This is a genomic window from Cohnella thailandensis, assembly GCF_014212135.1.
Taxonomy (GTDB): Bacteria; Bacillota; Bacilli; order Paenibacillales; family Paenibacillaceae; genus Cohnella; species Cohnella thailandensis.
In genome coordinates, this window is the sequence record NZ_JACJVQ010000024.1 from 124,014 (window position 1) to 150,201 (window position 26,188).

The window sequence follows — 26,188 nt, forward strand, 5'->3', positions numbered from 1 at the left end:
CGAAGGTGCTGAACATGACCAAAAGCTTCAAGAACGCGCTTCGCGTCTGGAACCGTCCCGACCGGGCGGCCTATCTGTTCATCGCTCCCGCTCTCGCGATCCTGTTCCTGTTCACGGTCGTTCCGCTGCTGGCCACCTTGGTCATCAGCACGCTGGACATGGACGTTTTCCTCCAGGTGAAGGGATTCGTCGGGTTTGATCATTTCTCCGCGCTGTTCCGGGACGAACGGCTGCTGGACGCCGCCCTTCACACGATCTACTTCGCCGGGGTCGAGGTGCCGCTGCAGATCGCGCTCGCGCTGCTGATCGCCGTCTACGTCTCCAAGAACACTCGCTTCCGCAAGTTTCTGCGGTCGGTGTATTTCGTGCCGTCGATCTGTTCGTTCACGGCGATCGGCATCCTCGCGTCGTTCTTGCTCGACCCGCAGACGGGCGTGTACCCGAATTACCTGACCCATCTGGGCTTGCCGAGGCTCGAATTCTTCCGCGATCCGACCTGGGCGATGCCGTCGGTTATCCTGCTGACCGTCTGGAGGAGCTTCGGATACAGCATGATCATTCTGGTGGCGGGAATCCAATCGATCCCCGACTCCTATTACGAAGCGGCTCAATTGGACGGGGCAAGCAAGCCAAGACAATTCTTCAGCATTACCGTCCCGATGCTCATGCCGGCCCTCAGCTTCACGGTCATCACGACGATGATCGCCGCTCTGCAGGTGTTCGACCAAATCTTCGTTACGACGCAGGGAGGACCGCTGAACAAGACCGAGACGATCGTCGGCTACATTTACAACACCGGGTTCCAGATGGCTCCTTACGATCTGGGCTACGCCTCGGCGATCTCGGTGATGCTCTTTGTCCTGATCATGGCGATCACGCTGGTCATGAACCAATATTTTCTCCGCAAAGAATCGGATATGGCTTAGGAGGACGACCGCATGGAACGACGCATAACGGGAGGGAAAATACTAGCCTTCATCGGCTCGGCTGCGCTGCTGGTTGCCGTGCTGCATCCCTTTCTCTGGCTCCTCGCGGCGGCCTTCAAGCCGGAGCAGGAGTTCATGAAGTATCCTCCCACCGTATTCGCCAGTCATTATACGTTCGACTCGTTCGCGAAGGTATGGGATTCGATTCCCCTGCTTGATTTCTTTAAGAACACGGTAATCTTCTCCGTCGGAGTCATGATTCTGTCGGTGTTCCTGGACTCGATGGCCGGGTACGCCTTCGCCCGAATGAAGTTCAAAGGAAATAAGACGCTGTTCACGCTCGTCCTCGTGACGATGATGATTCCTTTCCAAGTGCTGATGATTCCCTTGTTCGTCGAGGTGTTCAAGCTGGGCATGCTCGACACGTACTGGGGCTTGATCATACCGCGGGCGGCCAGCGCCTTCGGCATCTACCTGATGCGCTCGTTCTTCATCTCGCTGCCGAAGGACCTGGAAGAATCGGGCCGGATCGACGGCTTAAGCGAATTCCAGATTTACCGGAAAATCATGCTGCCGCTGTGCAATTCCTCCATGATTACGCTCGGCATCTTCCACCTCATGAACAACTGGAACGACCTGCTGTATCCGCTCATGCTGACGAGCTCCACCGAGATGAGGACGCTGTCGGCGGGACTGGCCATGTTCGTCGGCCAGCGCAACATCGAATACGGGCCGACGCTCGCGGCGTCCTTGCTGGCGCTGCTTCCGCTGCTGGTCGTCTACGTGTTCGCGCAGCGATTCTTCGTGCAGGGCGTGGCGACGTCCGGCCTGAAGGGCTGATCGGCTGAAGGACCGATCGCGCAAGGAACCGAAAGGCGCGGCAGCTATTCTTATCTCTACCTTACTAACAACTACGACTGAACGAGGTGCCTGACGATGACTCTGCTTAAAGCGAAATCGATTCTGAGCAAGGACTTCCGGATCGGCCGGGCGAGCGACAGACTGTTCGGCTCCTTCGTGGAGCATATGGGAAGCGTCGTGTACAACGGCATTTACGAGCCGGATCACGAGGCGGCCGACGAGGACGGCTTCCGGAAGGACGTGCTGGAGCTCGTCCGCGAGCTGAAACTGTCGGTCGTCCGATATCCGGGCGGCAACTTCTCTTCCGGCTACAACTGGGAGGACGGCGTCGGGCCGAAGGAGCGGCGTCCGGTCAAGCTCGATCTGGCATGGCGGCAAGTGGAGCCGAATTCGTTCGGCTTGGACGAATTCATGCGCTGGACCGGGAAGGTCGGGGCCGACGCCATCATGACGGTCAATCTGGGGACGCGGGGAATCGACGAAGCTCGGAACCTGCTGGAATATTGCAATTTTCCCGGGGGAAGCCAGTACAGCGACCTGCGCCGATCGCACGGCGTTCGCGATCCGTATAAGATCAAGACTTGGTGCCTGGGCAACGAGCTCGACGGGGAATGGCAGATCGCGCGCAAGACGGCGGACGAATACGGAAGGCTTGCTTGCGAGACGGCCAAAGCGATGAAGTGGGTCGATCCCGACATCGAGCTGGTCGCGGTCGGCAGCTCGGCGCGGCATATGCCGACGTTCCCCGAATGGGACCGCACGGTCCTGATGCATACGTACGAGCACGTGGAGCAGCTGTCGCTGCATCATTACATCGGGAAGAGAGAGAACGACACGCCGACGTTCCTCGCGATGCCGCTTGAGATGGAGCAGCAGATCAAGGACGTCATCGCGACTTGCGACTACGTCCAATCGGTCAAGCGCAGCAGCAAGAGGATGAAGCTGTCGTTCGACGAGTGGAACGTCTGGCGGGAACCGGACGTGCCGTATACGCCTTGGCAGACCGGCTGCCCGTATGACTGGGTCAAGTTCCATATGGAGGACGCGCTCGTGTTCGGCTCCGCGCTCCTATCCATTCTGCGGCACGCGGACAGGATCGATATCGCCTGCCAGTCGCTGCTCGTGAACACGATCCCGATGATCCTAACGAACAAGGGGGGCGCGGCTTGGCGCAACCCGACGTTCTACCCGTTCCTTCACGCGTCGCGTTACGGGCGGGGAGAAGTGCTTCGCCTCGAGACGGAGTCGCCGAAGTACGACACCAAGCTGTACACGGACGTCGCGAAGGTCGATTCCGTCGCCGTCTGGAACGAGGAGAAGGGCGAGCTCACCGTCTTCGCGGTGAACCGGAGCGAGGAATCGATCGCTTACGAGCTCGATATCCGGGATTTCGGGAACGTAAGCTTCGCCGAGCACCTCGTCATGAACCATGAGCGGCTCGACGCGGTCAACACGGCGGACAACCAAGGCGAAGTCAGGCCGCGGGCCGGCGGTACGACGACGCTGAACGGCGGACGGGCGGAGAGCGTGCTGCCGCCGTATTCGTGGAACGTCGTTCGGTTCAACGTCCAATCGGCATAAGAGAGGGAGGGGCTTAAGCGATGAGCGATTTGAAGACGAATAACGCGGAGGGAAGAGCCTCCGCTTCCGTCGGGGGCGGCAACCCGCTAATCCGGCACCGCGCCGATCCTTGGATTTACCGGCATGAAGACGGCTATTATTACTTCACCGCGACCGTGCCGGAATACGACCGGATCGAGCTTAGAAGAGCGAAGACGCCGGAAGAATTAGCCGCGGCCGAGCCCGCCGTTGCCTGGCGGAAGCGGGAGAGCGGGCCTCTGAGCGCGAATATTTGGGCTCCGGAGCTTCATTACATTCAGGGCAAATGGTATATCTACTTCGCGGCGGCGCATACGTCCGATACGGTCGAAGGCTTGTTCGACCACCGGATCTACGTGCTGGAGAACGGTTCGGCGAACCCGCTCGAAGGCGATTGGATCGAGAAAGGGCAGCTCAAGACCGGCTGGGAGTCGTTCTCCCTGGACGCCACGACGTTCGAGCACCGGGGCGTTCATTACCTCGTCTGGCCGCAGAAGGATCCGGCGATTCCCGGCAATTCGAACCTGTATATCGCCGCTCTCGATACTCCTTGGAGCATCCGAGGGCAAGCGGTGCGCCTCAGCGTGCCGGAGTTCGAGTGGGAGACGGTCGGCTTCCTCGTCAACGAAGGCCCGGCCGTTCTCAAGCGGAACGGCAAGATGTTTATCGCTTATTCCGCCAGCGCTACCGATCACCATTACTGCATGGGCTTGCTGACGGCTAGCGAGGACGCGGATCCGCTCGATCCGGCGTCGTGGACGAAGTCGCCCGTTCCGGTGTTTCGCACCGACGAGGAGGCGGGAGTTTACGGGCCCGGCCACAACAGCTTCACGACGGCGCCCGACGGAACCGACCTGCTTGTCTACCACGCGCGCGGGTTCAAGGAGATCGAGGGCGATCCGCTCGACGATCCGAACCGGCACACGTGCGTGCAGCCGTTCGGGTGGAAGGAAGACGGCACGCCCGACTTCGGCCGACCGATTCGCTGGGCGTAGAAAATAACGGCGAACAAGATTCCTGCTTTAACGATGCGATAAAATTGTGAACTCTATCAAAGTATGCTCTCTCTTTTTCCGGCAATAATTGATAGTACCAGAAGGAGGGAGAGCATGATTACGAGACCGTTTAACGTATTGCTCACGTTCAAGTCCGGCAAGATGAGAGTCGTGACCATCGTGGATTGCGACGGATTCGTCGATCTGCAGAATCGATGCTACAAGAATAATTTCATGCTGTATCCGGCGCTGGGCTTCTCGTTTAAGGTATCGGAAGTCGCGAGCATGGAGCCTACCTCGGAGATGACGGAGGATTTGCAGGGGCAGCTTGAATTGTACGATTGGCTCGAGTCGGGTGAAAGGAGCGATGCTTGAAAGGCAGCTAGGCCAACACCGAGCGGACATTACGTAAAATAGCTTTCAAAAATGGAGAATCCGGGGAGACGTTTGCTACTACTTTAATTTTTCGATTCCGAACGTCCAGGCTCTTGAATTGATCCGTTAGAACGACTCCAGTAAGCGGCAAGCCTTCCGGAATAGGCACTTCAAATGCGTAATTTTTGGATTGACTCGTAATAGGACAGACAACCGCAAATCCCGTCCTTTCGTTGAATTCCAACTCCGATAAAACAATCGCGGGTCGCCGGCCTGCCTGTTCTCGTCCCGCTTGCGGATCAAAGTCCAACAAAACCAGGTCTCCGCGCGCCGGAATGTTCAAATTCGCTCGTCTCCTTCGATCCCAAGGTCGATTTCCTCATGGCGCTCTGAATCCGGTTTAATCTTCGAGAGCAGCATTTGCAGATGAACCCGCAATTCCTCATTCGTTTCTTGGAGTTTTGTCTTTGGGCGAAGCAAAATGTGATTCTCCGGCGTCAGGATCGCTTCCAGCTCCATGCCTTCAACCAGGTTCAACTGCCTCATGAACTGATTCGGAATACGGACCGCGCTGCTATTGCCCCATCGGCTCAGCGTTACAGTCGTCATAAGGATCAAGTCCCTTCTTGAATGGTTATGGTCCAATTATAGCTCACCTCCTCTAATATGTATATCTTTAGGATATACAAAAGGGACACTGATGATACTTAAGTAAATGCCTGCGGAAAAAGATTGGCGTTTATTGTTCTATTGAACTCTAACCGAGCCGGTTAGAGTTTTTTGGCATAAGGAAGTGAATGAGCATGGACGAAATCCCAGCGTCGAGAAAAATCCAAGTACGGCCGGTTTATGGAGAAACGCAAGAACATCCTCGCATGCCCCACGCATAAGGTACCCATTAAGACTTTATCGGGAGGTATCTTATGCGCTCTCTATATGCCTATCGCTTCGAAACAAACTGGAAGATCGAGGCGGACATTCGGCAAGCGTGGAGCTTGATCAGCGGAGGCGATTATGGCAGCTGGTGGCCGGGAGTGAGCTCGATGCTTATCCATAAGAGTTCGTCTCCGTCGGGAGTCGGCAACCGGTACCGGTTTGTCTTTCATACCAGGCTGCCTTACAAGCTGGAGTTCGATGCGGAATTGATGGCGGCGAGAGAGCCGGAGTACATCCGAATTCGGGCGACCGGGGACCTGGAGGGGTTCGGCGTATGGACTTTAAAGCAGGAGGGGCGCGTCGCCCGCATACGATACGTCTGGCGGGTCAACGCCAACAAGAGGTGGATGAACGCGTTGGCTCCGCTGATCGGGCCCGCGTTCGTCTGGAACCACGATCAGGTGATGCGGGAAGGAGCGAAGGGCCTCTCGGACGCGCTAGGGGCCCCTCTTGTCTCCTGCAAGTCCAAGGCCGGATAAATCGCGAAATCCCTCTTAAGTAATAGCGTTCACATAGAGTCGGCATATCTGCTCCAATGCAGGAAGCGGCAGAGGCTGAGGCGAAGATTCCCCTCCTCCCAATCCGCTAAAGACGGAATGGGAAATAAAAGGTCCGATGAACATGTTGATCGACATCTCCACGTCTTCGTCCGCCAGCTTGACAAGTCCGCTCCGCGAGGAGCTTCGCAGCAAATCCGCCAGGATTCCGACGCTCCTCGGAATGGTCTGCTGAAACGACTCGCTGATTTCGGGGAAGCGGGCAGACTCCGAAAACACGATGCGGAGGATGGAAACGTACAGCGGGTTCGAAAGCTTCTGAGCGATGACCTGGGACATCATCAGCAGGATGCCGTAAAGCTGCTCCCGGCTCTCGGGAACGGGCAAGCTCGTAAGCGCGGGCTGCTTCTCTTCGGTCAGTTCAAGGATCACTTCGTTAAGAAGATCGGAGAACAAGGACTCCTTGGTGGCGTAGTATCGGTATAACGTCTGCTTGGATACTCCGGCTTCGGCGGTAACGAGATCCATGCTCGTTCCGGCGTAGCCCCGGGTAAAGAACAGTTTTCGCGCGGCCTCCAGGATTTGTTTGCGTTTAGCGGCTTGTCTCGACGTTTGAATAGGCATAGGCAAGATACTCTCCCATTGGTCTGTTGCTTCCACTAAGTATTTCATAGACGGATATGAGGGTCAATAAAGGAGACTTCGTTGACAGAAATATTGGAAAATTTTATATTGATATTATCAAACTGTACTGTACAGTTTGATAATCTTGCACGCAAACATCGGAGGATGAACGAGAGAAATGGATGGGCTGCGATTCGATTTGAGCAAGAAGCTGAACTTGTCTTTTCGTCTTTTCCTGGCTATTACTCTAGCATTGGCTTGCTTCGTGCCGTTCGCTTCTCCTAGGGCGGTATCGGCCGCGGGGGGGTTGGACGAGGGTGCCGGCAGCGAGGAGGATCCTTATCTCATCCGCTCGGCCGAACAGCTGTACGAGGTCAGCGTATCCCAAAGCGTCTATCTGAACAGCCGCTTTCGGCTGGCAGCGGATATCGACTTCACGGGCTGGGATTGGTCGCTTCGCCCATGGACGCCGATCGGCAGCGACGCCGCCCCCTTCACCGGAGATTTCGACGGCGCGGGGCATGTGGTTATCGGCTTGGCGATTAACGAGCCTTCTCTAGCGTATGCCGGCATGTTCGGCTATAACGACGGAACCATTCGCCGCTTAGGGCTTCAAGACGTCCATGTCTCCGGGAACAGTTATACCGGGGCTTTGACGGGTTATAATACGGGAACCATTCATGAGGCATTCTCGGCGGGAAGCGTCGCCGGGCTCAACCTTGTCGGCGGATTGGTCGGTTTGAATACCGGCGGAGGCATCGTTCGATATTCCCATTCGAGCGCCGACGTGTCGGGCAACGAAGCGGTAGGCGGCCTGGTCGGCTACAATTCGGATAACAGCAAGATTCTATTCTCCTATGCGACGGGGGATGCGAGCGGCTCTGCCCGGGTAGGCGGCTTGGTCGGCCTCAGCAACGGGACCGGGGCTCTTATCCAGCATGCCTACGCGACGGGAGATGCCGACGGAACCGTCTGGGATGTAGGCGGAATCGCCGGCTTTATCGGTCCGGGCAGCACGACCCAGTTCGTATTCGCCACCGGCAGCGTCGCCGGCGTACCGGCCGACAAGATGGGCGGCCTGGTCGGCTACAGCGCCAGCGGAAGCCTCTATTACGGCTTCTGGTTGACGGACGGAACGACGGTCGGAGCCTTCGGCTCCAACTATGGCTTCGCCGGCGCACTTAGCGGGCATACCTTGAGCGAACTGCAGCAAGAGCAGACCTTCGCGGGCTGGGGACCTTCCTTTACGGACAATTGGTGGTTGCCGGACGACGGCAGCTTGCCTCAGCTGGCTTCTTCCATCCAATTAACGAACGTATCCAGCTCCGTTTATCTGTCCAATGCGCGGAGCTTGACGTTAACCGGACAAGCGTCTTCTGTTGATGAGGATGATCTGAAGGACGGCCTCGGTCTGCATATTCGGGTAACGGACGCCGACACGGCTCCGGTAACGGACCTCTCCCGGCCTACCCTGATCCTTGACGGAAGCGGCGAGTGGCAGACGACGATCGACTATTCGGAGCTCCCTCAACCGATAGCCGATGGCGACTACGCCTTATCGGTATGGGGCGTCGGCCCGGATCGGAATACCGCGCTTAAGCAAACGACGATTCGGATCGACACCGAGGACCCGGTTATCGAATTCGACGCGGACGGTCAAGCGACGCCTGCGAGAACGGCGGAGAGCACCGTAACCGCAACGGATACGGGCAGCAGCGTCGCTTCTCTGGTATACGCGTGGACGCAGAGCGCGGACGTTCCCGCTAGCGGCTGGACTCCCTTTGCCAGCGGCGACGTTGTGAAGCAAACGGCCGGGGACGGCGAGTGGTATCTGCATGTCCGAGCGCAGGATGAGGCCGGGAACATCGCCGATGCCGTATCGAACGCTTTCGTACTCGACAACACGCCGCCGGTCCTTGTGCTCAATGGCAGCAATCCGATGAGCATTCCGCAAGGCGGGACCTATGCGGAGCCGGGGGCGACGGCGACGGATGCGATCGACGGCGGTCTCCCTTCCTCGTCCATCGGGATTTCGGGCACGGTGGATCCCGAGCGCATCGGAGAATATGCGATCCGATACGAGGTTGCGGATCTCGCAGGCAACGAGGCCGCGGCAACCCGCACCGTGCGCGTCTACGACGGCGACGCGCCAGCGATTTATTTGAACGGCGAGAGCCTCATAACCGTGGAAGCAAACAGCCCGTTCGTCGACCCCGGAGCAACGGCGCTGGACGTGCAGGACGGCGACCTGACTTCCTCGATCGCGGTCACCGGAACGGTGAACACGGCCGTTCCCGGCACATATTCGCTTGCTTATGACGTTACCGATTCCGCAGGCAACGCGGCCGAGACCGTGACGCGCACGGTAAAAGTGACGCCGCAGCCAATCGCGGCAAGTCCAAGCCCGGTCGTTCCCCGTTTGTATATCGACAAGAACGGAATCTTGATCGACCCGGCGGCGATAGACGCGGCGAAGCCGTCCGTCACGCTGGAAGCGACGCCTAAGGACGACTCGATTTACGTCAGCGTTCCGGCTTCGGTTCTGAGCGAATTCGCTAACCGGAACGCCGATTTCCTGATCGAGATAAAGTCACCCTACGGAAGCTATCGAATGCCGGTCGATCTGGCCTCGCGAATTCCCGGGCTGACGGATTTGCTAACCGAGAACGGCCTCGAATCCGGGGACATCCGCTTTAAGCTCACCATGACCGATAAGTCCGGAGACAAGGACATTCAGGAGGCGCTTGCCGCAAGCTTGCCGAATGGCAAAGCCATTAGCCCCATCGTGGAGTATCGCATGGAAATCATCGACATCCGAACAGGACGAACCATCGGGACGGCGGATTCGTTCGGCAAGGCTCTTGAAGGTATGATTCCGGTAACGGAGCAAATGACGGATATGCCCGATCAATGGGGCGCGTTCCGCTATAACGAAACGAACGGGACGTTCGAATTCGTTCCCGCACGGGCGGTTAAGAGCGGAGATGCATGGGTTGCGGCATTCCGATCTTATACCGATGGAATATTCGCGGCTGTACGGAATCCGGTAAGCTTCTCCGATCTCCGGAACGGTTGGAGCGAGCCGTATATCCGGCTTGCGGCGGCGAAGGATCTGGTAGACGGAATCGGCGGAGGACAATACGCGCCGGATAAATCCGTAACGAGAGCGGAGTTCGCCGCCATGCTTGTCCGGATGCTCGGACGAGGAGCCTCCGCGGGCGGCGCGGCGCCTTACGATGATGTGAAGCAGGATGCGTGGTATTTCGATGAGGTCGTCGAGGCGAAGGTGTTGGGACTGCTGGACTTTGCGAAGGGCAATCGCTTCCTGCCCGGGCAACCGTTGACCCGCGAGGAGATGGCCGGCATGTTGGCTTCCGTAATGGCCCTTGAGGAGCTGCCGATGACGAAGGAATATGTCAGCCTGGACGGCTACGAGGATATCGGCGACGTGAGCGCCGGTTATCTGGAGGACGTTCGCCTGATGGTTAAGCTGAAGATCATGACAGGAGTAAGCGAGGCGGAGTTCCGCCCGCAAGGGGAGACGACGCGAGCTCAGGCCGCTGCCGTGTTCATTAGAGCGCTGCGAACGCTCGGCATGATCGACTAAGATCTCTAGGATACACCTAACCGATTTACGATTGCCAGCCGCCTCCATTTCCGGAGGCGGTTTGGCGTTTTATCTCATATCCTCTCACGCTTTAAACGAGAACCCCTCTATCTTGAATTTCCTTAGGTGCTCTTGCACCTCCCTTCGCGTCCGAACCTTCGACTGGCCGAACCCTTCTTGGCGCAGCGCCTGGTCGACAAGCTCCCGCAGCTCGGCGAACCTTATCGGCGGCATGCCTCCTTCCGTCAGGACCATCAGCACGCTGCCGTCTTCCCGGTCCGGCGTGCTTATCATCAATAGGTTCTTATTGTTCGGCTGTTCGGCTGCCTCGCCGATCCCCAGATCCCCCTCGATGCTGTCCAGCGTTCGCTGCATTCGCTCTTTGCGATCCTCGATTTCTTCATACCGAATCAATCGCTCCAAGTAATCCAGCTTAAGTCCGACCAGCTTATCCCGCAAATTCCCCTCTCTTCCTTCCAGGTTCTTGGCCCATTGCTCCACTCGATACAATTCCGTCTTCACTTTCTTCGTGCCTCCCATGGTGGATAAATTAATCGGTTATCGTCCTGCCTTCCGAGCCATCCGACTTTCATATGTAAAGTGTTTTTCAGGATGGCGTTCCATATATATCCTGCAAAATAAAGAAAGGCGCCCATTAGGGCACCCTTGGTTTTTTGGCCAGACTGTTCAATTTTTCCACCTCCCCCTATCCAAATTGTCGCATATGTGGAAGGCGGGAGGAAGAAATATTTTCCACGCCTCCGAATGAACTTTCCGCCGCCTATGCTACTCTTATAAAGGAGCGAGGTGGAGAGATGAAGATCGCCCGAGGGGTCAAACAAGCGCAGAAGGGGAACAAAGAAGCGCTGCTTCAGCTGATCCTGGCAGAGAAAGACGCCTATTACCGGCTTGCCCTCTCCTATATGGGGGACGAGCACGAGGCCGTGGACGCTCTGGAGGAGATGATCGTCGTCTTGTACGAGAAGATCGGTCAACTGAAGAAGGCGGATTCGTTCTACAGCTGGAGCAAAACCATATTGGCGAATCATTGCAGAGCGGCGCTGAGAAAACGGAACAAGCTGGTTCTCGTAGACGAATGGGACAGCGACAAGGCTGCGAAGCCCGTACATAGCGGAACGAGCGATCCATACGAACAACAGGAACAACGCATGGACATCCGTCGCTCGCTCGAGAGGATCCATCCGGATCAGAAGGAAGCGATCGAGCTGAAGTATTTTCACGACATGGATTACGAATCGATCGCCAAGATCACGAACGTATCGGTCGGAACCGCGAAGTCGAGGGTGTTTAACGGGTTGCGCAAGCTCAGGGAATGGCACGGGGGTGAAAAGGATGGAGAGAATTGAGCGGCTGCTCGCGGACGAGAGAGAACGGATGGAGTCCATCAACGCGCCGGAAGGGTTAGAAGATAGACTTCGGCACGCGTTGGAGCGGGCTCCGGTCAAGAAGAAGCGCAGCAGAGCCCCAAGATGGACGGCCGCCGCGATCGTGCTTGCCCTGCTTGTATCGGCCGTGGGCTACAACTATGACGCCTTCGCCTATTATGGACAGAGAATTCTCGGCTTCGACGAGGTCATGACGGGCACGCTGAAGGAATTGAACGAGGCCGGATTCGGGCAAACGGTCGATCGGCGCGCGACGCTGCAGGACGGAACCGAACTCATCGTCAGCGGCGTCATGGCCGATGCGAACCAGTTCATTCTGTACTACACGCTGCGCAATCCGAACGGGATCGGCGAGCAGACGCGGCAGTTTTTCCGATTGTCGAGCATTACGGGCTTCTGGACGAACTCTCCTGCCATTAGCGGAACGTCCGTGATGAACGAGGAACAGACGGAGATGGTCGGCTCCTTGAGCTTCGAGCCCGTGAGTCCGTTCGCCAAGAAGCTGACGCTGCATTACGCCGAACAAACGGCCGATAATCGCGTGATCGAGGGCAGCCTGGTCTTCCCTTATCACCCCGACGAGGCGATCCAGACGCAGATTAAGCAGTCGATTAGGCAAAAGGTTGCGGTGGATCAAGGAACGATCAACTTCCAATCCATTACCGCGACTCCTCTCTCGACCGTAATCAAGGGGACGTGGAATGTCGAGGAGCTGGATCGGGTGCGGCTGCCGTTCGACGGAATCGAGCTTATCGCGGACGGCAAACCGGTATCGATGCAGGGAAGCGGGTTCAGCCATACGGTCAATGGCAGGACGTTCGAACTTCAATATGACGCGCTTCCTAAGGAATTGAATTCTCTGAAGCTGATCGTTCGACAATTCCCGGGGTATAAAGAGCTGGAGAAGAGAGTGGAGCTGTCGACCGCATCGGCTGAGGAGCCGATAGATTTAGCCGGCAAGGAGCTTTGGATCAAGAACGTCAAGACGACCGGCGGAGGCGCCGAGATTACGATTGCGACCGAAGACGACGTTCTTCTGGAAGGGGTCGCGCTGCAGACCTCGCAGGGTACGACCGAGCTGAACACGACCGTCGGCCAGACGGAGAAGAAGCGGGAGGACGGCCGTGTCCTCAAGGAACGCACGCTGCTGTTCGACTCGGCCGGTCAGCCGGAATACCTGCTCATTCAGGGGATGCATTATCGAAAGGCATACGATTACGAGGTGAACATTCCGGTGGATTAAGGCTCGGATACGCGATAGAGAAGAAGCTAGGCGGCTGCCTAGCTTCTTCATGCTGTTGAGGAAGGAGGTTATCCTTTACGCGACCGTGTTGCTGATTTCCTTTACGAAGCCATTTTGCTCGGCCAAGCCCAGCGCTTGATTGATGGCGTCACGGGCGCTGGCGCTGAATTCGAACCATTGATCCGCCGTAACGTCATGGATCAGAACGGTCGAGTTCTCGTTGAACAAGGTATAGAGATCGTATTGCCGGAGGCTTTGCTCCTTCGCGTCGATAAAATCGAAATGCCCGATTTTATAATACCCGCCCGAGTCGACCAAGTGGAAGGACCAGGAGTAATTGGCGGGAGCTTCAACCTTATTTCCCTTGTTTTCTTCCAGCAACCGATAAATAGCCGCGATATTGGCGTTCCCGTTGATCCGGTCGACGATGCCGCCCATCGTCATATGGATTTCGTGCAACAAGGCTTTCACGGACGTTCCATCGATCTTAAGGGGCGCGGTATCCACCGTTACCGTTCCGTCCCGGTAATCGACCTTGCTGCCGAACGTCTCCGCGATGAAGCGAAGCGGAACGTAGATTCGATCGTTCTTCACGTACGGCTTCGCGTCCAGCGCGACGGCTTGTCCGTCCTTCGTCGCGGTGCCGCTATTCGGCTTAAGCGTGACTTTCATGCCGCCGCTCTTCAAGGTCACTTCCGAATTCGCCCAATTCACGGTCGCGCCCAGATTCTCGCTGACGACTCTGAGCGGAACCATCGTGCGGTTGTTTTTGGTTTCGGGCTTCGCGTCGGAAAGGACCGTGACGCCGTCGATCTTCATGGCGGGACCTGCCGCGCCTGCCGCATAAGCAGGCAGAGATGTCAGGACTAAGGATGAGGCAAGAAATAGGCTTGCATAGAGCTTCTTCATTTTTACGCGCTCCTTCAGAGGCTTGTTGGGTTTGCGAGCAATCTCCATTAATAGACGCATCTAACTTATTTTTGTTTCAAGAGACCCGTCGATGTCTATTCCTCTTGACACCCTTACCCTCCCGCACTACAATAATCAACAATTAAACATCCGGATCATGCCGATGAAGAGATTCCAACTCGGAGGCGTTCTCGTCAAGAGCAGTCCAGGCGGACTGATTCCTAAGCTTACCGGCCCCGCCCGTTACCGCGGAACCAAGAGGATTGGACGCGCCCGCGCGCGACCGATCAAGTTGGGTGGCACCGCGAGCCGACGCTCCTCGTCCCAATTAGGGACGAAGGGCGTCTTTTTATTTTCCTACAAACCGAAGGAGAGGTAGAGAACATGAATCGAGTGTACAATTTTTACCCGGGGCCGGCGGCATTGCCGTTGGAGGTGCTGGAGCTGGGGCAGCAGGCGTTCGTCGAATACGGCGGTCAAGGAATGTCGCTCCTGGAGATGTCGCATCGAAGCGAGCCGGTGGAAAAGCTGGTCGAGGAGACGGAACAGCTGCTGCTGGAGATCATCGGATTGCGGTCGGGGTACGAGGTTCTGTTCATGGGAGGAGGGGCGAGCGCTCAGTTTGCTCTGGTTCCGATGAATTTTCTCGCCCCGGGTCAAGTCGGCCGTTACGTGCTGTCGGGAAGCTTCTCGGAGAAGGCCTACCAAGAGGCGCGGACGGTCGGCCAAGCGGAGATTCTGGCAAGCGGCAAGGCCGAGAATTGGGCTAAGCTGCCGGATCTCTCCCAGCTGGCCATCGGACATGACACCGCCTACGTTCACATGACCACGAACAACACGATCGAAGGCTCGCAGTGGACGGACATTCCCGATACCGGCGACATTCCGCTGATCGGCGACATGACGAGCGACATCCTGAGCCGCAGCCTTGATTGGACCAAGTTCGCGATGTTCTATGCGGGCGCGCAGAAGAACCTCGGTCCCGCCGGAGTGACGGCCGTCGTCGTTCGAAGCGATCTTCTGAAGGCCGGCAACGGGAAGATCCCGACGATTTTCCAATATGCCTCCTATGCGAAGAACAAGTCGCTGTACAACACGCCGCCCGTCCATTCGATTTTTATGATGAAGCTCATGCTGGAGTGGGTCGCGCGCCAAGGCGGCATCGCGGAGCTGGAGAAGCGGAACGAGGAGAAGGCTGCCCTTCTCTATGAGGCCATCGATACGAGCGGAGGCTTCTACCGGGGAATCGTGGAGGAGCCGTTCCGTTCGCGGATGAACGTGACTTGGCGGATGAAGGACGAGGAGCTGGAGAAGAAGTTCGCGCTCGAGTCGACGCAGTACGGATTGATCGGCTTGGCCGGCCACCGCAGCGTCGGGGGGCTTCGCGCTTCCATCTATAACGCGGTGCCGGTCGAGGCTTGCCGGGCGCTTGCCAACTACATGCGCGATTTCGCCAAACGGCACGGATAAGGGGCAAGGAACGGCGAACGCTAAATCCACGACCTTCCGGGTCGTGGATTTTTTGGGATTCGGAAGCGATATGGACGCGAGGGAGACCTTGACTTAATCTATTAGAGGAAGGAGGAAAGCCGACTTGTATCGAATCCTGATCTGCGAAGACGACCCTAAGCTAGCCGAGCTGATGGGAGATCATATTAAGAAATACGGCTTCGAGGTGGCGGCCGTGACCGATTTCGGCCGGATCCTGCAGCAGTTCCGGCAGGTTGAACCGCATCTCGTGCTTATGGACGTCAATTTGCCCCAATACGACGGATTTTATTGGTGCCGCCAAATTCGGAGCGTGTCCACCTGCCCGATTATCTTCATCTCGGCGCGAGCCGGAGAGATGGACCAAGTGATGGCGCTCGAATACGGGGCGGACGATTATATGACGAAGCCGCTTCAAGCCGAGGTCATGGTCGCCAAGATTCGCAGCCAGCTGCGCCGCGTTTACGGGGAATATGCCGCGCAAGCGGAGGAGCGGGTCGTTCGCGAAGCGGGGATGACGCTTTACCCGGAGCGGATGGAGCTTCATTACGGCGATGCGTCCGTGATCTTAACGAAGAAGGAGGCGCTGCTCGCGGAAGCGATGCTCGAACGCTATCCCCGGGTCGTCGCCCGGGAAGAGCTGCTGGAGCTGCTGTGGGACGACCAGACGTACGTAGACGAGAATACGCTTAACGTCAACGTGACCCGGCTGCGGAAGAAGCTGCAGGAGGTCGGGGTTCCCGAGGGGATCGAAACGATTCGCGGCGCCGGGTACCGGATCCGACCGGCGGAGGAGGGCGGGAAGCCGAGATGAAGCTGTTCCTGCGCGAGCACGGGCTGCTCGTTGTCCTCCAATTCGTGCAGCTCGCTCTTGTCCTGTCCGTCTACGTCCTGGATGGATACCGCGATTGGCGGACGGGCTTCTATGCCGTCTTCATCGGCATGTTCGTTCTCCTGGGTTATCTGGTCTATCGTTATTTCCGTCATGCCCGTATGTACAAGCTGCTGTCAGCCCCCCCATTATCTCTGGAGGAATCGATTGCGCCGCTAGGCGAGGCCGCCGTCCCCGGTGCGCTTCATGAGCTGCTGCAGAACCAATACCGGCAGTATCAGCATCAAGCGAAGGCATGGGAGCACCATAGAAGGGATCACTTGTCGTTCATGAACCAGTGGGTGCACCAGATGAAGACGCCGCTCGCCGTCATTCACCTGACCGTGCAGAACCGGGAAGAGCCTTCCTTCGCCAGCATCGGCGAGGAAGCGGAACGTCTCGAGCAGGGGTTGGAAAAGGTGCTGTACGCCGCCCGGTTGGAGGCGTTCGAGCAGGACTTTCAAGCGGAGCGGGTCAACCTGCGGGAGCTGGCGGCGGGAGCGATCAACGAGCATAAGAGGCTGTTTATCCGCAGCGAGGTGTATCCCGACAACCAGGTAGACCCGGAGCTGTGGGTCGAGACCGATGCCAAGTGGATGCGATTCGTCCTGAACCAGATCGTGAGCAATGCCATTAAATATTCGGCCGGCAGCCGGACGAAGGTAACTTTCGAGGCGAAGGCCGATGGCGGCGGCAACGTCACGCTGGAAATCCGGGATCGGGGCGTCGGCATTCCGCTTTCCGACCGGAAGCGGGTATTCCAGCCTTTCTTCACCGGAGAGAACGGTCGGCAGTTCCGGGAATCCACGGGCATGGGGCTCTATCTGGCGAAGAAGATTTGCGATCAGCTGCAGCATCCGATCGGGCTGGAATCGGCCGTAGGCGAGGGAACCGTCCTGAGGATCTCCTTCCGGCAAGTCCAACCTTACACGGATGTAAGGTAACTGAAAGCCTAATCGATAGGACGGATCTCCCTTCTCCGGTAGACTGACATCAAGAGTTCTTCATTCACGGAAAGGGAGTTAAAGACGCGATGGATATTCTTAAAGTGGACCAAGTGAGCAAAATATACGGCGAAGGCGTCCAATATCGGGCGCTGAACGATATCTCGTTTACGATGGAGAAGGGGGAATTCGTCGGCGTCATGGGACCGTCGGGCAGCGGCAAGACGACGCTGCTGAACCTGGTGGCGACGATCGACCAGCCGTCCAGCGGGGACATTTATATCAACGGGCAAGTTCCGCATCGGTTGAAGAAGAACAAGCTGGCGCAATTCCGGCGGCGGGAGCTCGGGTTCGTGTTTCAGGACTTCAATCTGCTGCATACGCTCACGGTCGAGGAGAACATCGTTCTGCCGCTCGTCCTAGAGGGAGAACGCGTATCGGTCATGGAGCAGAAGGCGCGCAGGCTCGCGGAGAGATTGGGAATCGAGCATATCCTCGGCAAGCGAACTTACGAGATCTCCGGCGGCCAAGCGCAGCGTGCCGCGATCGCGCGGGCGATCATCCATTCGCCCAGCCTGCTGCTGGCGGACGAGCCGACGGGGAACCTGGATTCCAAATCGGCCAAGGACGTCATGCTGACCTTGTCGGAGATTAACGGCACCGAAGGGACGACGACGCTGCTGGTTACCCACGATGCCTTGGCCGCCAGCTACTGCCACCGGGTGATCTTCATCAAGGACGGCCAGCTGTACAACGAGATCCATCGGGGAGACAATCGCCAGGCGTTCTTCCAGCAGATCATCGATATGCTGTCGTTGATGGGAGGGCATGCGCATGACCTTGCGTCGGTTCGCGTTTAACAACGTCCTCCGCAACAGCCGGATCTATGCCGCTTACTTCCTGAGCAGCGCCTTCTCGGTCATGGTCTTCTTCGTTTATTCCATGTTCGCGTTCCACCCCGGGCTGAACGGGGAGACGATCCAATCGGACGTATCCATGGCCATGCATTTCGCCGAAGCGATCATCTATGCGTTCTCGTTCTTCTTCGTGCTTTATTCGATGGGCGCGTTCCTGAAGACCCGCAAGAAGGAATTCGGCGTTCTCGTCATGCACGGCATGTCCAACATGCAGCTGCGCGGTCTGGTCTTCATGGAAAATATGATCATCGGCTTCGCCGCCACCGTAACCGGAATCGGGATCGGTCTCGTCTTCGCCAAGCTCATCCTGTTGGTTGCGCAGAACGCGCTGAGGCTGGACCAGACGTTAACGTTCTACTTTCCAGCGTCCGCATTAGGGTTGACCTTCGGGGCGTTTATGGTATTGTTTTTCGCCATCTCGCTGTTCACCGTCGCGATTCTGCGGGGCCATAAGCTGATCGACTTGCTTAAAGGTTCGACGAAGCCCAAGCCGGCGCCCATGGCGTCCGCTTTCCTGAGCTGGGCGGCCGTCCTGCTGCTTGCGGGAGGGTATGCGGCGGCGCTGTCGGTCAAGGGGACGCTCGTCGTTTACGCCATGATCCCGGTGACGCTTGTCGTCATCGTCGGCACTTATTTTTTGTTCACGCAGCTAAGCGTTTATCTCATTAATCGCAGCAGGGGGAACCGAGCGTTCTTCTGGCGCCGCACCAACCTGGTGCTGTTCTCGGACCTCGCTTACCGCATGAAGGACAACGCCCGGACCTTCTTTATGGTGGCGATCCTGTCCACCGTTGCGTTCAGCGCGATCGGCTCGCTGATCGGCTTCAAATCGATGTACACGAATATCGTCAAAGACGAGAATCCCTTCGCTATCGAATACATGTCGTCCGCGGGCAATCCCTCGGAGCTGTCGGCTCGGCACCTGGATCTTATCGATGGGGCTTTGGCGGAATCGGGCGCGGACTACCTGAAGTACGAGGCTGACATCAAGTACGCGAAGCTGGAGTCCGGGCAGACGGCTGCCGTCGTGAAGGCGTCCGAATTCAATTCGATCGCGAAGGCCGCCGGCGAGAAGCTTGCCGAGGTGCGGGGGAACGAAGCCGCGGTCGTGTATTACAACAACTCTTTATATAAGAAAAGCGCGGATTTGTCCGACGTCGCGCTCGCGGATTCGAAGGTATCCCTTCATCCGGTGCAGGCGATCCAGTCGGTGTCTCTCCGAATCTTCGGGGACTATTACGTGGTCCCGGACCCGTTGTATGAGCAATTGGGCAGCGGGGAGAAGGTGGACCGGTTCCATGCGTTCGACGTTCGGCATGGCTCGGCGGATCTGGTCGAGATAGGCGAACGGCTAGAGAAGGAGCTCAACCAAGACGGGGCGAACGGCCGTTTCGATTTCTTCAGCCTGGATTACCAGTTGTTTCTATTGGATCAAGCCTACGGGATGATCTTGTTCGTCGGACTGTTCATCGGCATCGTCTTCTTCGTGGGGGCGGGCAGCTTCCTGTACTTCAGGCTGTACACGGATCTGGAGGAGGACAAGCGCAAGTTCCAGGCGATCCGCAAGCTGGGATTAAGCGACCGGGAGATGTCCCGCGTACTGACCAAGCAAATCCTGCTGCTGTTCTTCGTTCCGATTCTGGTTGCGGTCGTTCATGGGGCCGTCGCTCTTACCGCCTTGCAGCATTTGTTCGACTACGGGCTGCTCCGCGAATCCTCGCTGGTGCTCGGAGCGTTCGTCTTGATTCAAATCGTTTATTACCTGCTAATCCGTACGAGCTACATCGCTAACGTGAAGCGGGCGTAGACGATAAGCCGCAACGGATAAAGAAGCCAGCCTCGCGGCTGGCTTCCAGACTGGTGACAAAGTCATACGGCGACTTGCATGCCCGATATCGGCTAACGGAAACTGGCGACTCTTAAACACTGATTTATTGCCCTTTGGAAATGTAACGGACATACAGTCCGTCAGCATTCGGAAATGGCTTTGAAAAGGGGCTTTTACCCTTCTAAGGGTTTTCTACGGGCTGTATGTCCGCAAGAGTCGCAGTTAACCCGTTTGAAGACGCGGGCATTCCTTTTTTTCGGCTGCGAGCGTCCGGTTTCATTGGACGCCGTGTTTACGAAGATATCTGGGTTTCTTGACACTCTGAAAGCCAGCCTCGCGACTGGCTTCTTTGCGTGCATCTTGAGTTACAGATTCCAGATCCGGTAAACGATAACCGCTGCTTCCGCGCGGGTAAGCGTATCGCCCGGAGCCAGCTTGCCGCTCTTGCCGTTGAGGATTCCGGCTTTCACGAGAGCGGCCGCGCTCGCCTTCGCGTCGGCGGAGAGGCTCGCCGCGTCGGCGAACCCGTCCAGCGTGCCTCCGGCTTCGAGCGGCTTGCCGGACGCCTTTAATGCGCCAGCGGTCAGCGCCATCATATCCTCGCGGGTAAAAGGGGCGTTCGACTGCGCAGCGCCGTCGCCGTCGCCGGCCCCGGCGAAGTCCGCGTCCTGCAGCTCCAGCGACCGAACGAGAAGGGCGACGAAGTCCTTTCTCGTAATCGAGGCGGATGGAGCGAACGTGCTGGCGGACGTCCCGCGGATGACGTCGCGCGCGGCCAACGCTTCGATAGCCGGCTTCGCCCAGCGCGCGTTCGCCAAGTCTCCGAACGTCTTGGATACGAACGCCACCGCGTAGCTGCTGAAGTGAGTCGTGCGGAAGACGACCGTGCCCGTCGCCGCGTCGTAGCGGCCGTTCGGAACCGGCGTCGCCTTGCCATCGCCGTCGATATACCAGACGACGATCGAATCCGGGCTGCGAAGCTCTTCCGCCGTCGGCTTATAAGGAATGGATATCGCAACGGGTGCGCTCGGGTTGCTCCAAGACGTCGCCTTGCCGTCGACGAGCAGGCTCAGCTCCAGAACCGGCCGATTGCCGATCTTCTCTCGCGTCGCGGCATCCAACGATTCCGGCGAGCCTACGGCCACGCGGATAGCTGCTTGCCCGGAGCCCGCCGTCTCGCCGGTCAGCATATCGCTCGGGATCGCGATCTCCGCCAGGCCCGTCTTCCAGGTCAGGACGAAGCTGTCTTGCCCTTTCAAACGCTCGGTCGGCAGTTGAACCCCGTAAGCGGTCGAATTCTCCTGCTTCGGCGTCTCGACGACGATCCGTTTCGTGCCGTCCGCGGCCGGCGAAGCCAGCTCGAGCGCTTTCTTCAGGTTGTCCTCCGACACGATTCCGGTCGTAAGTTGTCCTTCTTTCTTGACCTCTGGCTTGATCGAGACGACGCCATCCTTGTTCTCGATCGATCCCACCGACGGCGCCGTTCCGCCGCCGACGACGATAACCGGGCCGGAGCTCTTGCCGGTCAAGGTCAGCACGCCGAACACGGACGTATCCATGTATCCGGTGCCGGTCGTGTCGTTCCAAGCGGCGACGCTTTGACGGGCGCCGTCCTTCGCGTCGTTGATCTGAACGTCGAAGCCGAGCTTCTTGCCGTTATCCGGCGAGATCGCTTGAATCGGAATTTTCGCTTCCACGGCGTAGTTCGTCCCCGTCGCTTTGGTTGCGGCAACGAACCCATCGGCGAGCCTGGTCGGGCTGACCGAGACTTCATTGTCGTAGTTAACCCGGTACTGCCCGTCGTCTTCCTGATAGAACGAAGTCTTGCCGTTGTTCGGATCGAGGAAAATCTCGACGGAATCCTGCTCCCAAGCGTTCGGGTTCGCCTTGTCCAGCTGCGAGTCGCTTACTTGGATCAGCACGTACAAATAGTTCTCGTCCCAGAGAGCCTTCGCCGTGCCGGTCGCGCCCTGCCAAGCCGTCTGGTAACGGTCGATCGGAAGCTCGGACGCCTGGCTCCAGGCCGCGTCGACCGTTCCGTCGATGACGGGAGTCCCGTACGCGGCGTTCGCTTGGTTCGCCTCGGACGAGTCGGGAGCATGCTCCTCCATGTACTTGGCCGGGTCGATGACTCCATAATAGGCTTGCTTAGCCTGCAGATCTTTATCGAAAAGCAGAGGGTTGGAGGAAGCTCTCCAGCTCGTGTTGTCGTCCATGCCCCAGAAGGTTACCCTTGCGATGTGGTCGGCATGGGCGCGGAACAGATCCATCAGCTGCGCGTACAGGTAGCCTTGGGCTTCGGCCTGCTTGTCGGACAGCTGGTAGTTGCTTCCTGCCTGGATATCCAGCTCGGTGATGCTGACTTCGACGCCCAGCGAGATGAACTTCTCCAGAGACAGCTTCACGTTGTCCGGGTTCGTGTTGATGCTGTAGTGCGCCTGCATGCCGACGCCGTCGACCAGAAGCTTGCCGGGATGCCCGGCCGCGTAACGGTCGTTCAGCTCCTTGACCATGCCCGCGATGGCCTGGGCTTTGTTCTGGTTGTCCTCGTTATAATCGTTGTAGTAAAGCTTGATGTTCCACTCGGGGTGATCGTCCAGTACTTCTCTGGCCGCCAGGAACGCCTGCTCCACATAGTCCGGGCCGATGGCTTTGTACCACGGCGATTGCCGGAGAGAGGCCTGCCAGTCCGTCGGATTAGAAGGATTGTCGTTCATCGCTTCGTTCACGACGTCCCAAGAGATCACCTTGTCTCCGAAGTGCTCCATGACCGTGCGGATATGCGTACGGAGATTGTCCAGAGCTTCCTCCCGGCTCAGCGGAGAGCCGTCGGACGCGTTCGTGTTCATCCACTCCGGCGACTGCTGGTGCCAGACGAGCACATGCCCGTGCATCCGCATGCCCTCGGCAATCACCTTATCGACGAGCGCGTCCGCCGAGGAGAAGGTGAAGTCGCCCTTCGTCGGCTGCAGGGCATCCGGCTTCATGGCGTTGGCGGCCGTCGCGACGTTGTGATGCATCTTCAGCAGTTCAAGCCGAACGCCTTCCAGGTCTTCCGCGGAGATCGCGTTGCCGATCAGGAAGTCGTCCTGGTAAGCCGTCTTGACCGGAACCAGGTCCTTCTGAATGGAGACCGGTCCGGATCCGGTGCCGGCGAAGCCGATGTCGTCGATGTAGAAGGAGGCGGCCGCGTTGTTCGAGCTCTCGATGTAGACGGTCAGGTACTCGCCGCCTATGGAGTTGTAGCGGTACGTTCCTTCGTATAGAACCCAGCCGTCTTCCGAGCGGATCGTCTTGGCGGAGAGGTTCACGTAGTTGGCGCTGCTTCCGTCGCCGACCTGCGTGGAGAGCTGAAGCTGCGAGCTGTCGGGCGAGATCAGCTTGACCCAGGCCGAGATCTTGTACTCGCCGCCCTTGTCGACGTACTTCTCCACGCGCAAGGCCGGGCCGTGCCAGTTCTCGGATCGACCTTCTACTTTCAGCGCATAGGAGCCGCCTTCGGTATGGTTGGCCTCATCCGTCACCGTCAGCGTCTCCGTGCCGGCCCGTCCGACGAAGCCTCCCGCCGTTTGGTCCTCGAAGGTCACCGTGTCGAATGGAAGCGCGGGATCGCGAGGCGGCTCTTCCTCGCCGCCGGAGGAGGTTTTCTCCGTGATAAGCACATCCCCGATATAGAAAGGAACGGTCGCCCCGGCATCGTTGGATTGCACCCGGAGGGCGGTATCCTTGCTCGTATCTACCGTGAACTCCTTCGTCAGGGTAACCGCCTGGCCCGCCTGCAGGTTCGCGCCCGCCAGGAAGGCGTAGCTGTCCACCGTCTGCAGATAGGCCTGCGATCCGCTCGGAACGGCGGCGTCGGAATCGACGTAGACGGATACGGTGACCGAGTAGGTTTTGCCGTTCGCGAGGCCGATGTCGGCGAATTTGAAATCGGCCGCGTCCCAGCTGTTCTTGCGGTTGCTCAGGTATAATGCCGCTCCGTCGTCATTGCCGGCGAACGTCTTGTCCGCGACGGGAGTCAGGCTGACGCCTCCGGCTTGCGACGCCAAACCCTTGCCATTCGCGAACGTCTCGCGGTAGACCGTCGTCGCGTTGTCGGAAGTCTCGGCCTTGGAAGACGGCGCCAGCCCCCATAACGAGAAGAGCAAAGCCGCCGCGAGCAAAATCGAAGTGAACCGTTTGAGCTCCGTGCTCATGAGTCGCATTCCCCCAGAATCGTTTTTTTAAATCGGATTAAGCGCTTACATGAATTCCCGCAGCCTGGCCTCCTTTCTCGAACAAAATTATAACGATTATCCAGAAAACGGTTACCCGAGGAACTAAAGAATATCCTTTTGATATTTATCCAGTTGGTTTGTGCGTTTGCGTACAGGATTCTTGCGATTTTACAGTAGACGCCATTCCGCCGTTCGGCGATAGTAGCATCGAGCCATCCCAACCCCATGCGCAAAATGGAACAGAGAGAGGAGAACGAGAGAGAAAATGAGCAATCAAACGAGGAATCCGGGTGAACCTATCCCCGATATCAAGCTGTCGGACTTGTCCGTTCGAGAGAAGATCGGCCAGACGGTCGTCCTGCTGTCCGGCCGGGCGAGAGAGATCGAGATGGAAGGAAGCCTGGAGGCGTTCTTGGCCAAGTATCCGGTAGGAGGCTTCTTCGTCGGAGCGGAGATCATCAAGGACGTCATGACGAGCAACAGCTTCGAGCAGGTGAAGGAAGCGACGGAGCAGTACCAGTCGGCGACCAAGATTCCGCTGATCTTCGCTTCGGACTTGGAGAACGGCTGCGGGAGCATGATTCCCGGCCTGACGAAGCTGCCGTTCCCGATGGCGCTTGGCGCGGCGAAGAGCGAGCAGCTGGCCTACGACTACGGCAAGGCGACGGCGCTCGAAGCGCGGCTGGCCGGGGTGAACTGGACGTTCTCCCCGGTCGCCGACCTGAACGTCAACCGCTTCAACCCGATCACGTGCATTCGCGCGATCTCGGATAAGCCGAGCTGGACGATTCCGCTGCTGAAGGCGGTCGTCCGCGGCATGCAGGACCACGGGCTGGCGGCGACGGCGAAGCACTTCCCCGGGGACGGCTGCGATTATCGCGACCAGCATCTGACGACGACGGTGAACTCGCTGTCCCGCGAGGAGTGGCTGGCGCAGCACGGAGCTGTCTTCCAGGCGCTGATCGACGACGGCCTGGCTTCGATCATGACGGGGCATATCTCGCTGCCTTCGTTCCAGTCGGAGACGGTACTCGGCGGCCGCTTCCTGCCGGCGACGCTGTCCGCGGAGCTGTCGGACACGCTGCTGAAGCGGCAGATGGGCTTTAAGGGAGCGATCGTCAGCGACGCGCTCATCATGGGCGGGTACTTGAAGTGGTACGAGCGCAGCGATGCTTATCTGCGCACGCTGAAGGCGGGCACCGACCTGATGCTGTGGCCGGAGCTGACGTACTTCGAGACGGTGGAGCGGGCCCTCGAGACGGGCGAGCTGACGATGGAGAGGCTGGACGATGCCGTCGAACGGGTGCTGAGAATGAAGCGGCGCTTCGGCGTTCTCGCTTCCGAAGAAGAGCCTCGGCCCGTGCCGGTCGAAGAGGAGGATTCCGCCGCGATCGAAGCGTTCGCGTCCCGAACGTCGCAGCAGGTGGCCGAGCGCAGCCTGACGCTTGTCCGCGACGAGATCGGCCTGCTGCCGGCGAAGCCGGACGCGGTACGCAAGGTATTGATCGTCGGCATTACGCCGTCGAACGCCGATTACGAGGAGCTGTCCGCGCTGGGGGAGACGTTCAAGCGCCGCGGCATCGAGGCCGAGACGATCCGGGGCGTCTGGTACGAGGACCTGATCAAGCGCGAGCCCGAGTTCGATCTGATCGTCTACGCGCCGATTCTGCGCCACCATCATCCGATGGGGCCGCTGGCCTTCAGCGCCGACGAGGCATCCGCCTGCTGGAGCGCGCTGACCGCCGGCCGGAGCAAGTCGGTCGTCGTCTCCTTCGGCTCGCCGTACGTCATTGCCGATTACTTCGACATGGCGCCGGTCGCCGTGAACGCCTACAGCAACGTGCCGTCTTCGCATGAAGCGTTCGTGCGGGCTCTGCTGGGCGAGATTCCGTTCGCGGGCGTCGCTCCGGTGGACAATCTTTGATCGCGATTTAGCCCGCATAAA

General features: G+C 58.3%; 21 protein-coding genes. 15 read left to right on the plus strand and 6 right to left on the minus strand.

The window, feature by feature from the left end:
* The first annotated feature begins 14 nt into the window (after nucleotides 1-14).
* The 5 genes from H7B67_RS26235 to H7B67_RS26255 all read left to right on the plus strand — a co-directional run bounded on the left by H7B67_RS26235 (nucleotide 15) and on the right by H7B67_RS26255 (nucleotide 4,756).
* Nucleotides 15-926 carry a carbohydrate ABC transporter permease gene (locus tag H7B67_RS26235; protein WP_185122847.1) on the plus strand — a complete coding sequence of 304 codons (912 nt, stop codon included), beginning with the start codon at nucleotides 15-17 and terminating at the stop codon, nucleotides 924-926.
* Nucleotides 927-938: 12 nt separating this feature from the next.
* The gene (locus H7B67_RS26240; protein ID WP_185122848.1) at nucleotides 939-1,766 is read left to right on the plus strand and encodes a carbohydrate ABC transporter permease; all 828 of its coding nucleotides are present in this window, start codon (nucleotides 939-941) and stop codon (nucleotides 1,764-1,766) included.
* 96 nt (nucleotides 1,767-1,862) lie between these two features.
* Complete coding sequence (arfA, locus tag H7B67_RS26245) at nucleotides 1,863-3,368, plus strand: arabinosylfuranosidase ArfA (RefSeq protein ID WP_185122849.1); 1,506 nt, start codon at nucleotides 1,863-1,865, stop codon at nucleotides 3,366-3,368.
* A 20-nt stretch (nucleotides 3,369-3,388) separates the two neighbouring features.
* Nucleotides 3,389-4,381 (plus strand): glycoside hydrolase family 43 protein, encoded by a 993-nt coding sequence (locus tag H7B67_RS26250; RefSeq protein WP_185122850.1) that lies wholly within the window; start codon nucleotides 3,389-3,391, stop codon nucleotides 4,379-4,381.
* Between the two features lie 114 nt (nucleotides 4,382-4,495).
* A complete protein-coding gene (locus tag H7B67_RS26255) occupies nucleotides 4,496-4,756 on the plus strand; it encodes a hypothetical protein (protein WP_185122851.1) in 261 nt (86 codons plus the stop codon).
* Between the two features lie 7 nt (nucleotides 4,757-4,763).
* On the opposite strand, the gene H7B67_RS26260 is transcribed toward H7B67_RS26255, so the two are convergent.
* Together H7B67_RS26260 and H7B67_RS26265 are read right to left on the minus strand one after the other, a co-directional pair.
* On the minus strand, nucleotides 4,764-5,099 hold the full coding sequence (locus H7B67_RS26260) for a type II toxin-antitoxin system PemK/MazF family toxin (protein WP_185122852.1): 336 nt from the start codon (nucleotides 5,097-5,099) through the stop codon (nucleotides 4,764-4,766).
* A complete protein-coding gene (locus H7B67_RS26265; RefSeq protein WP_185122853.1) occupies nucleotides 5,096-5,365 on the minus strand; it encodes an AbrB/MazE/SpoVT family DNA-binding domain-containing protein in 270 nt (89 codons plus the stop codon). Before H7B67_RS26265 ends, H7B67_RS26260 begins: the two co-directional genes overlap by 4 nt.
* A 314-nt stretch (nucleotides 5,366-5,679) precedes the next feature.
* Here H7B67_RS26265 and H7B67_RS26270 point away from each other — a divergent pair, with 314 nt between their 5' ends.
* The gene (locus H7B67_RS26270) at nucleotides 5,680-6,171 is read left to right on the plus strand and encodes an SRPBCC family protein (protein WP_185122854.1); all 492 of its coding nucleotides are present in this window, start codon (nucleotides 5,680-5,682) and stop codon (nucleotides 6,169-6,171) included.
* A gap of 15 nt (nucleotides 6,172-6,186) precedes the next feature.
* On the opposite strand, the gene H7B67_RS26275 is transcribed toward H7B67_RS26270, so the two are convergent.
* Nucleotides 6,187-6,813, minus strand: coding sequence for a TetR/AcrR family transcriptional regulator (locus H7B67_RS26275; RefSeq protein ID WP_185122855.1), 627 nt, complete (start codon nucleotides 6,811-6,813; stop codon nucleotides 6,187-6,189).
* A 178-nt stretch (nucleotides 6,814-6,991) separates the two neighbouring features.
* Between H7B67_RS26275 and H7B67_RS26280 the strand changes: the two genes are divergently transcribed.
* The gene (locus H7B67_RS26280) at nucleotides 6,992-10,420 is read left to right on the plus strand and encodes an immunoglobulin-like domain-containing protein (RefSeq protein ID WP_185122856.1); all 3,429 of its coding nucleotides are present in this window, start codon (nucleotides 6,992-6,994) and stop codon (nucleotides 10,418-10,420) included.
* 84 nt (nucleotides 10,421-10,504) lie between these two features.
* Here H7B67_RS26280 and H7B67_RS26285 read toward each other — a convergent pair whose 3' ends face one another.
* Nucleotides 10,505-10,942 (minus strand): hypothetical protein, encoded by a 438-nt coding sequence (locus H7B67_RS26285; protein WP_185122857.1) that lies wholly within the window; start codon nucleotides 10,940-10,942, stop codon nucleotides 10,505-10,507.
* A gap of 293 nt (nucleotides 10,943-11,235) precedes the next feature.
* On the opposite strand from H7B67_RS26285, the gene H7B67_RS26290 reads away from it, so the two are divergent.
* Both H7B67_RS26290 and H7B67_RS26295 read left to right on the plus strand, forming a co-directional pair.
* On the plus strand, nucleotides 11,236-11,787 hold the full coding sequence (locus H7B67_RS26290) for an RNA polymerase sigma factor (protein ID WP_185122858.1): 552 nt from the start codon (nucleotides 11,236-11,238) through the stop codon (nucleotides 11,785-11,787).
* Nucleotides 11,774-13,069: a DUF4179 domain-containing protein gene (locus H7B67_RS26295; RefSeq protein WP_185122859.1), complete on the plus strand. Its 1,296-nt coding sequence runs from the start codon at nucleotides 11,774-11,776 to the stop codon at nucleotides 13,067-13,069. Before H7B67_RS26290 ends, H7B67_RS26295 begins: the two co-directional genes overlap by 14 nt.
* A gap of 75 nt (nucleotides 13,070-13,144) precedes the next feature.
* Here H7B67_RS26295 and H7B67_RS26300 read toward each other — a convergent pair whose 3' ends face one another.
* Complete coding sequence (locus H7B67_RS26300; RefSeq protein WP_185122860.1) at nucleotides 13,145-13,978, minus strand: copper amine oxidase N-terminal domain-containing protein; 834 nt, start codon at nucleotides 13,976-13,978, stop codon at nucleotides 13,145-13,147.
* 384 nt (nucleotides 13,979-14,362) lie between these two features.
* Between H7B67_RS26300 and serC the strand changes: the two genes are divergently transcribed.
* From serC to H7B67_RS26325, 5 genes are all read left to right on the plus strand, one after another.
* Entirely contained in the window at nucleotides 14,363-15,448 is a 1,086-nt protein-coding gene (gene serC / locus H7B67_RS26305) for a 3-phosphoserine/phosphohydroxythreonine transaminase (protein WP_185122861.1), read from the plus strand.
* Between the two features lie 124 nt (nucleotides 15,449-15,572).
* Nucleotides 15,573-16,280 (plus strand): response regulator transcription factor, encoded by a 708-nt coding sequence (locus H7B67_RS26310; RefSeq protein WP_185122862.1) that lies wholly within the window; start codon nucleotides 15,573-15,575, stop codon nucleotides 16,278-16,280.
* On the plus strand, nucleotides 16,277-17,281 hold the full coding sequence (locus tag H7B67_RS26315) for a sensor histidine kinase (protein ID WP_185122863.1): 1,005 nt from the start codon (nucleotides 16,277-16,279) through the stop codon (nucleotides 17,279-17,281). Before H7B67_RS26310 ends, H7B67_RS26315 begins: the two co-directional genes overlap by 4 nt.
* An 89-nt stretch (nucleotides 17,282-17,370) precedes the next feature.
* Nucleotides 17,371-18,141: an ABC transporter ATP-binding protein gene (locus H7B67_RS26320; protein WP_185122864.1), complete on the plus strand. Its 771-nt coding sequence runs from the start codon at nucleotides 17,371-17,373 to the stop codon at nucleotides 18,139-18,141.
* Nucleotides 18,116-20,005: an FtsX-like permease family protein gene (locus H7B67_RS26325; protein ID WP_185122865.1), complete on the plus strand. Its 1,890-nt coding sequence runs from the start codon at nucleotides 18,116-18,118 to the stop codon at nucleotides 20,003-20,005. The genes H7B67_RS26320 and H7B67_RS26325 overlap by 26 nt, the downstream gene beginning before the upstream one ends.
* A gap of 386 nt (nucleotides 20,006-20,391) precedes the next feature.
* Here H7B67_RS26325 and H7B67_RS26330 read toward each other — a convergent pair whose 3' ends face one another.
* Nucleotides 20,392-24,222, minus strand: coding sequence for a glycoside hydrolase family 10 protein (locus H7B67_RS26330; protein WP_185122866.1), 3,831 nt, complete (start codon nucleotides 24,220-24,222; stop codon nucleotides 20,392-20,394).
* A 286-nt stretch (nucleotides 24,223-24,508) separates the two neighbouring features.
* Here H7B67_RS26330 and H7B67_RS26335 point away from each other — a divergent pair, with 286 nt between their 5' ends.
* Entirely contained in the window at nucleotides 24,509-26,167 is a 1,659-nt protein-coding gene (locus H7B67_RS26335) for a glycoside hydrolase family 3 protein (RefSeq protein ID WP_185122867.1), read from the plus strand.
* Nucleotides 26,168-26,188 lie beyond the last annotated feature (21 nt).

What these genes read in the sequence shown, in the direction of transcription:
- H7B67_RS26330 (WP_185122866.1), bottom strand. Translation starts at nt 24,222, where the DNA reads ATGAGCACGGAGCTCAAACGGTTCACTTCGATTTTGCTCGCGGCGGCT.
- serC (WP_185122861.1), top strand. Translation starts at nt 14,363, where the DNA reads ATGAATCGAGTGTACAATTTTTACCCGGGGCCGGCGGCATTGCCGTTG.
- H7B67_RS26255 (WP_185122851.1), top strand. Translation starts at nt 4,496, where the DNA reads ATGATTACGAGACCGTTTAACGTATTGCTCACGTTCAAGTCCGGCAAG.
- H7B67_RS26300 (WP_185122860.1), bottom strand. Translation starts at nt 13,978, where the DNA reads ATGAAGAAGCTCTATGCAAGCCTATTTCTTGCCTCATCCTTAGTCCTG.
- H7B67_RS26240 (WP_185122848.1), top strand. Translation starts at nt 939, where the DNA reads ATGGAACGACGCATAACGGGAGGGAAAATACTAGCCTTCATCGGCTCG.
- H7B67_RS26295 (WP_185122859.1), top strand. Translation starts at nt 11,774, where the DNA reads ATGGAGAGAATTGAGCGGCTGCTCGCGGACGAGAGAGAACGGATGGAG.
- H7B67_RS26320 (WP_185122864.1), top strand. Translation starts at nt 17,371, where the DNA reads ATGGATATTCTTAAAGTGGACCAAGTGAGCAAAATATACGGCGAAGGC.
- H7B67_RS26290 (WP_185122858.1), top strand. Translation starts at nt 11,236, where the DNA reads ATGAAGATCGCCCGAGGGGTCAAACAAGCGCAGAAGGGGAACAAAGAA.
- H7B67_RS26325 (WP_185122865.1), top strand. Translation starts at nt 18,116, where the DNA reads ATGACCTTGCGTCGGTTCGCGTTTAACAACGTCCTCCGCAACAGCCGG.
- H7B67_RS26250 (WP_185122850.1), top strand. Translation starts at nt 3,389, where the DNA reads ATGAGCGATTTGAAGACGAATAACGCGGAGGGAAGAGCCTCCGCTTCC.
- H7B67_RS26235 (WP_185122847.1), top strand. Translation starts at nt 15, where the DNA reads ATGACCAAAAGCTTCAAGAACGCGCTTCGCGTCTGGAACCGTCCCGAC.
- H7B67_RS26265 (WP_185122853.1), bottom strand. Translation starts at nt 5,365, where the DNA reads ATGACGACTGTAACGCTGAGCCGATGGGGCAATAGCAGCGCGGTCCGT.
- arfA (WP_185122849.1), top strand. Translation starts at nt 1,863, where the DNA reads ATGACTCTGCTTAAAGCGAAATCGATTCTGAGCAAGGACTTCCGGATC.
- H7B67_RS26275 (WP_185122855.1), bottom strand. Translation starts at nt 6,813, where the DNA reads ATGCCTATTCAAACGTCGAGACAAGCCGCTAAACGCAAACAAATCCTG.
- H7B67_RS26280 (WP_185122856.1), top strand. Translation starts at nt 6,992, where the DNA reads ATGGATGGGCTGCGATTCGATTTGAGCAAGAAGCTGAACTTGTCTTTT.
- H7B67_RS26315 (WP_185122863.1), top strand. Translation starts at nt 16,277, where the DNA reads ATGAAGCTGTTCCTGCGCGAGCACGGGCTGCTCGTTGTCCTCCAATTC.
- H7B67_RS26270 (WP_185122854.1), top strand. Translation starts at nt 5,680, where the DNA reads ATGCGCTCTCTATATGCCTATCGCTTCGAAACAAACTGGAAGATCGAG.
- H7B67_RS26335 (WP_185122867.1), top strand. Translation starts at nt 24,509, where the DNA reads ATGAGCAATCAAACGAGGAATCCGGGTGAACCTATCCCCGATATCAAG.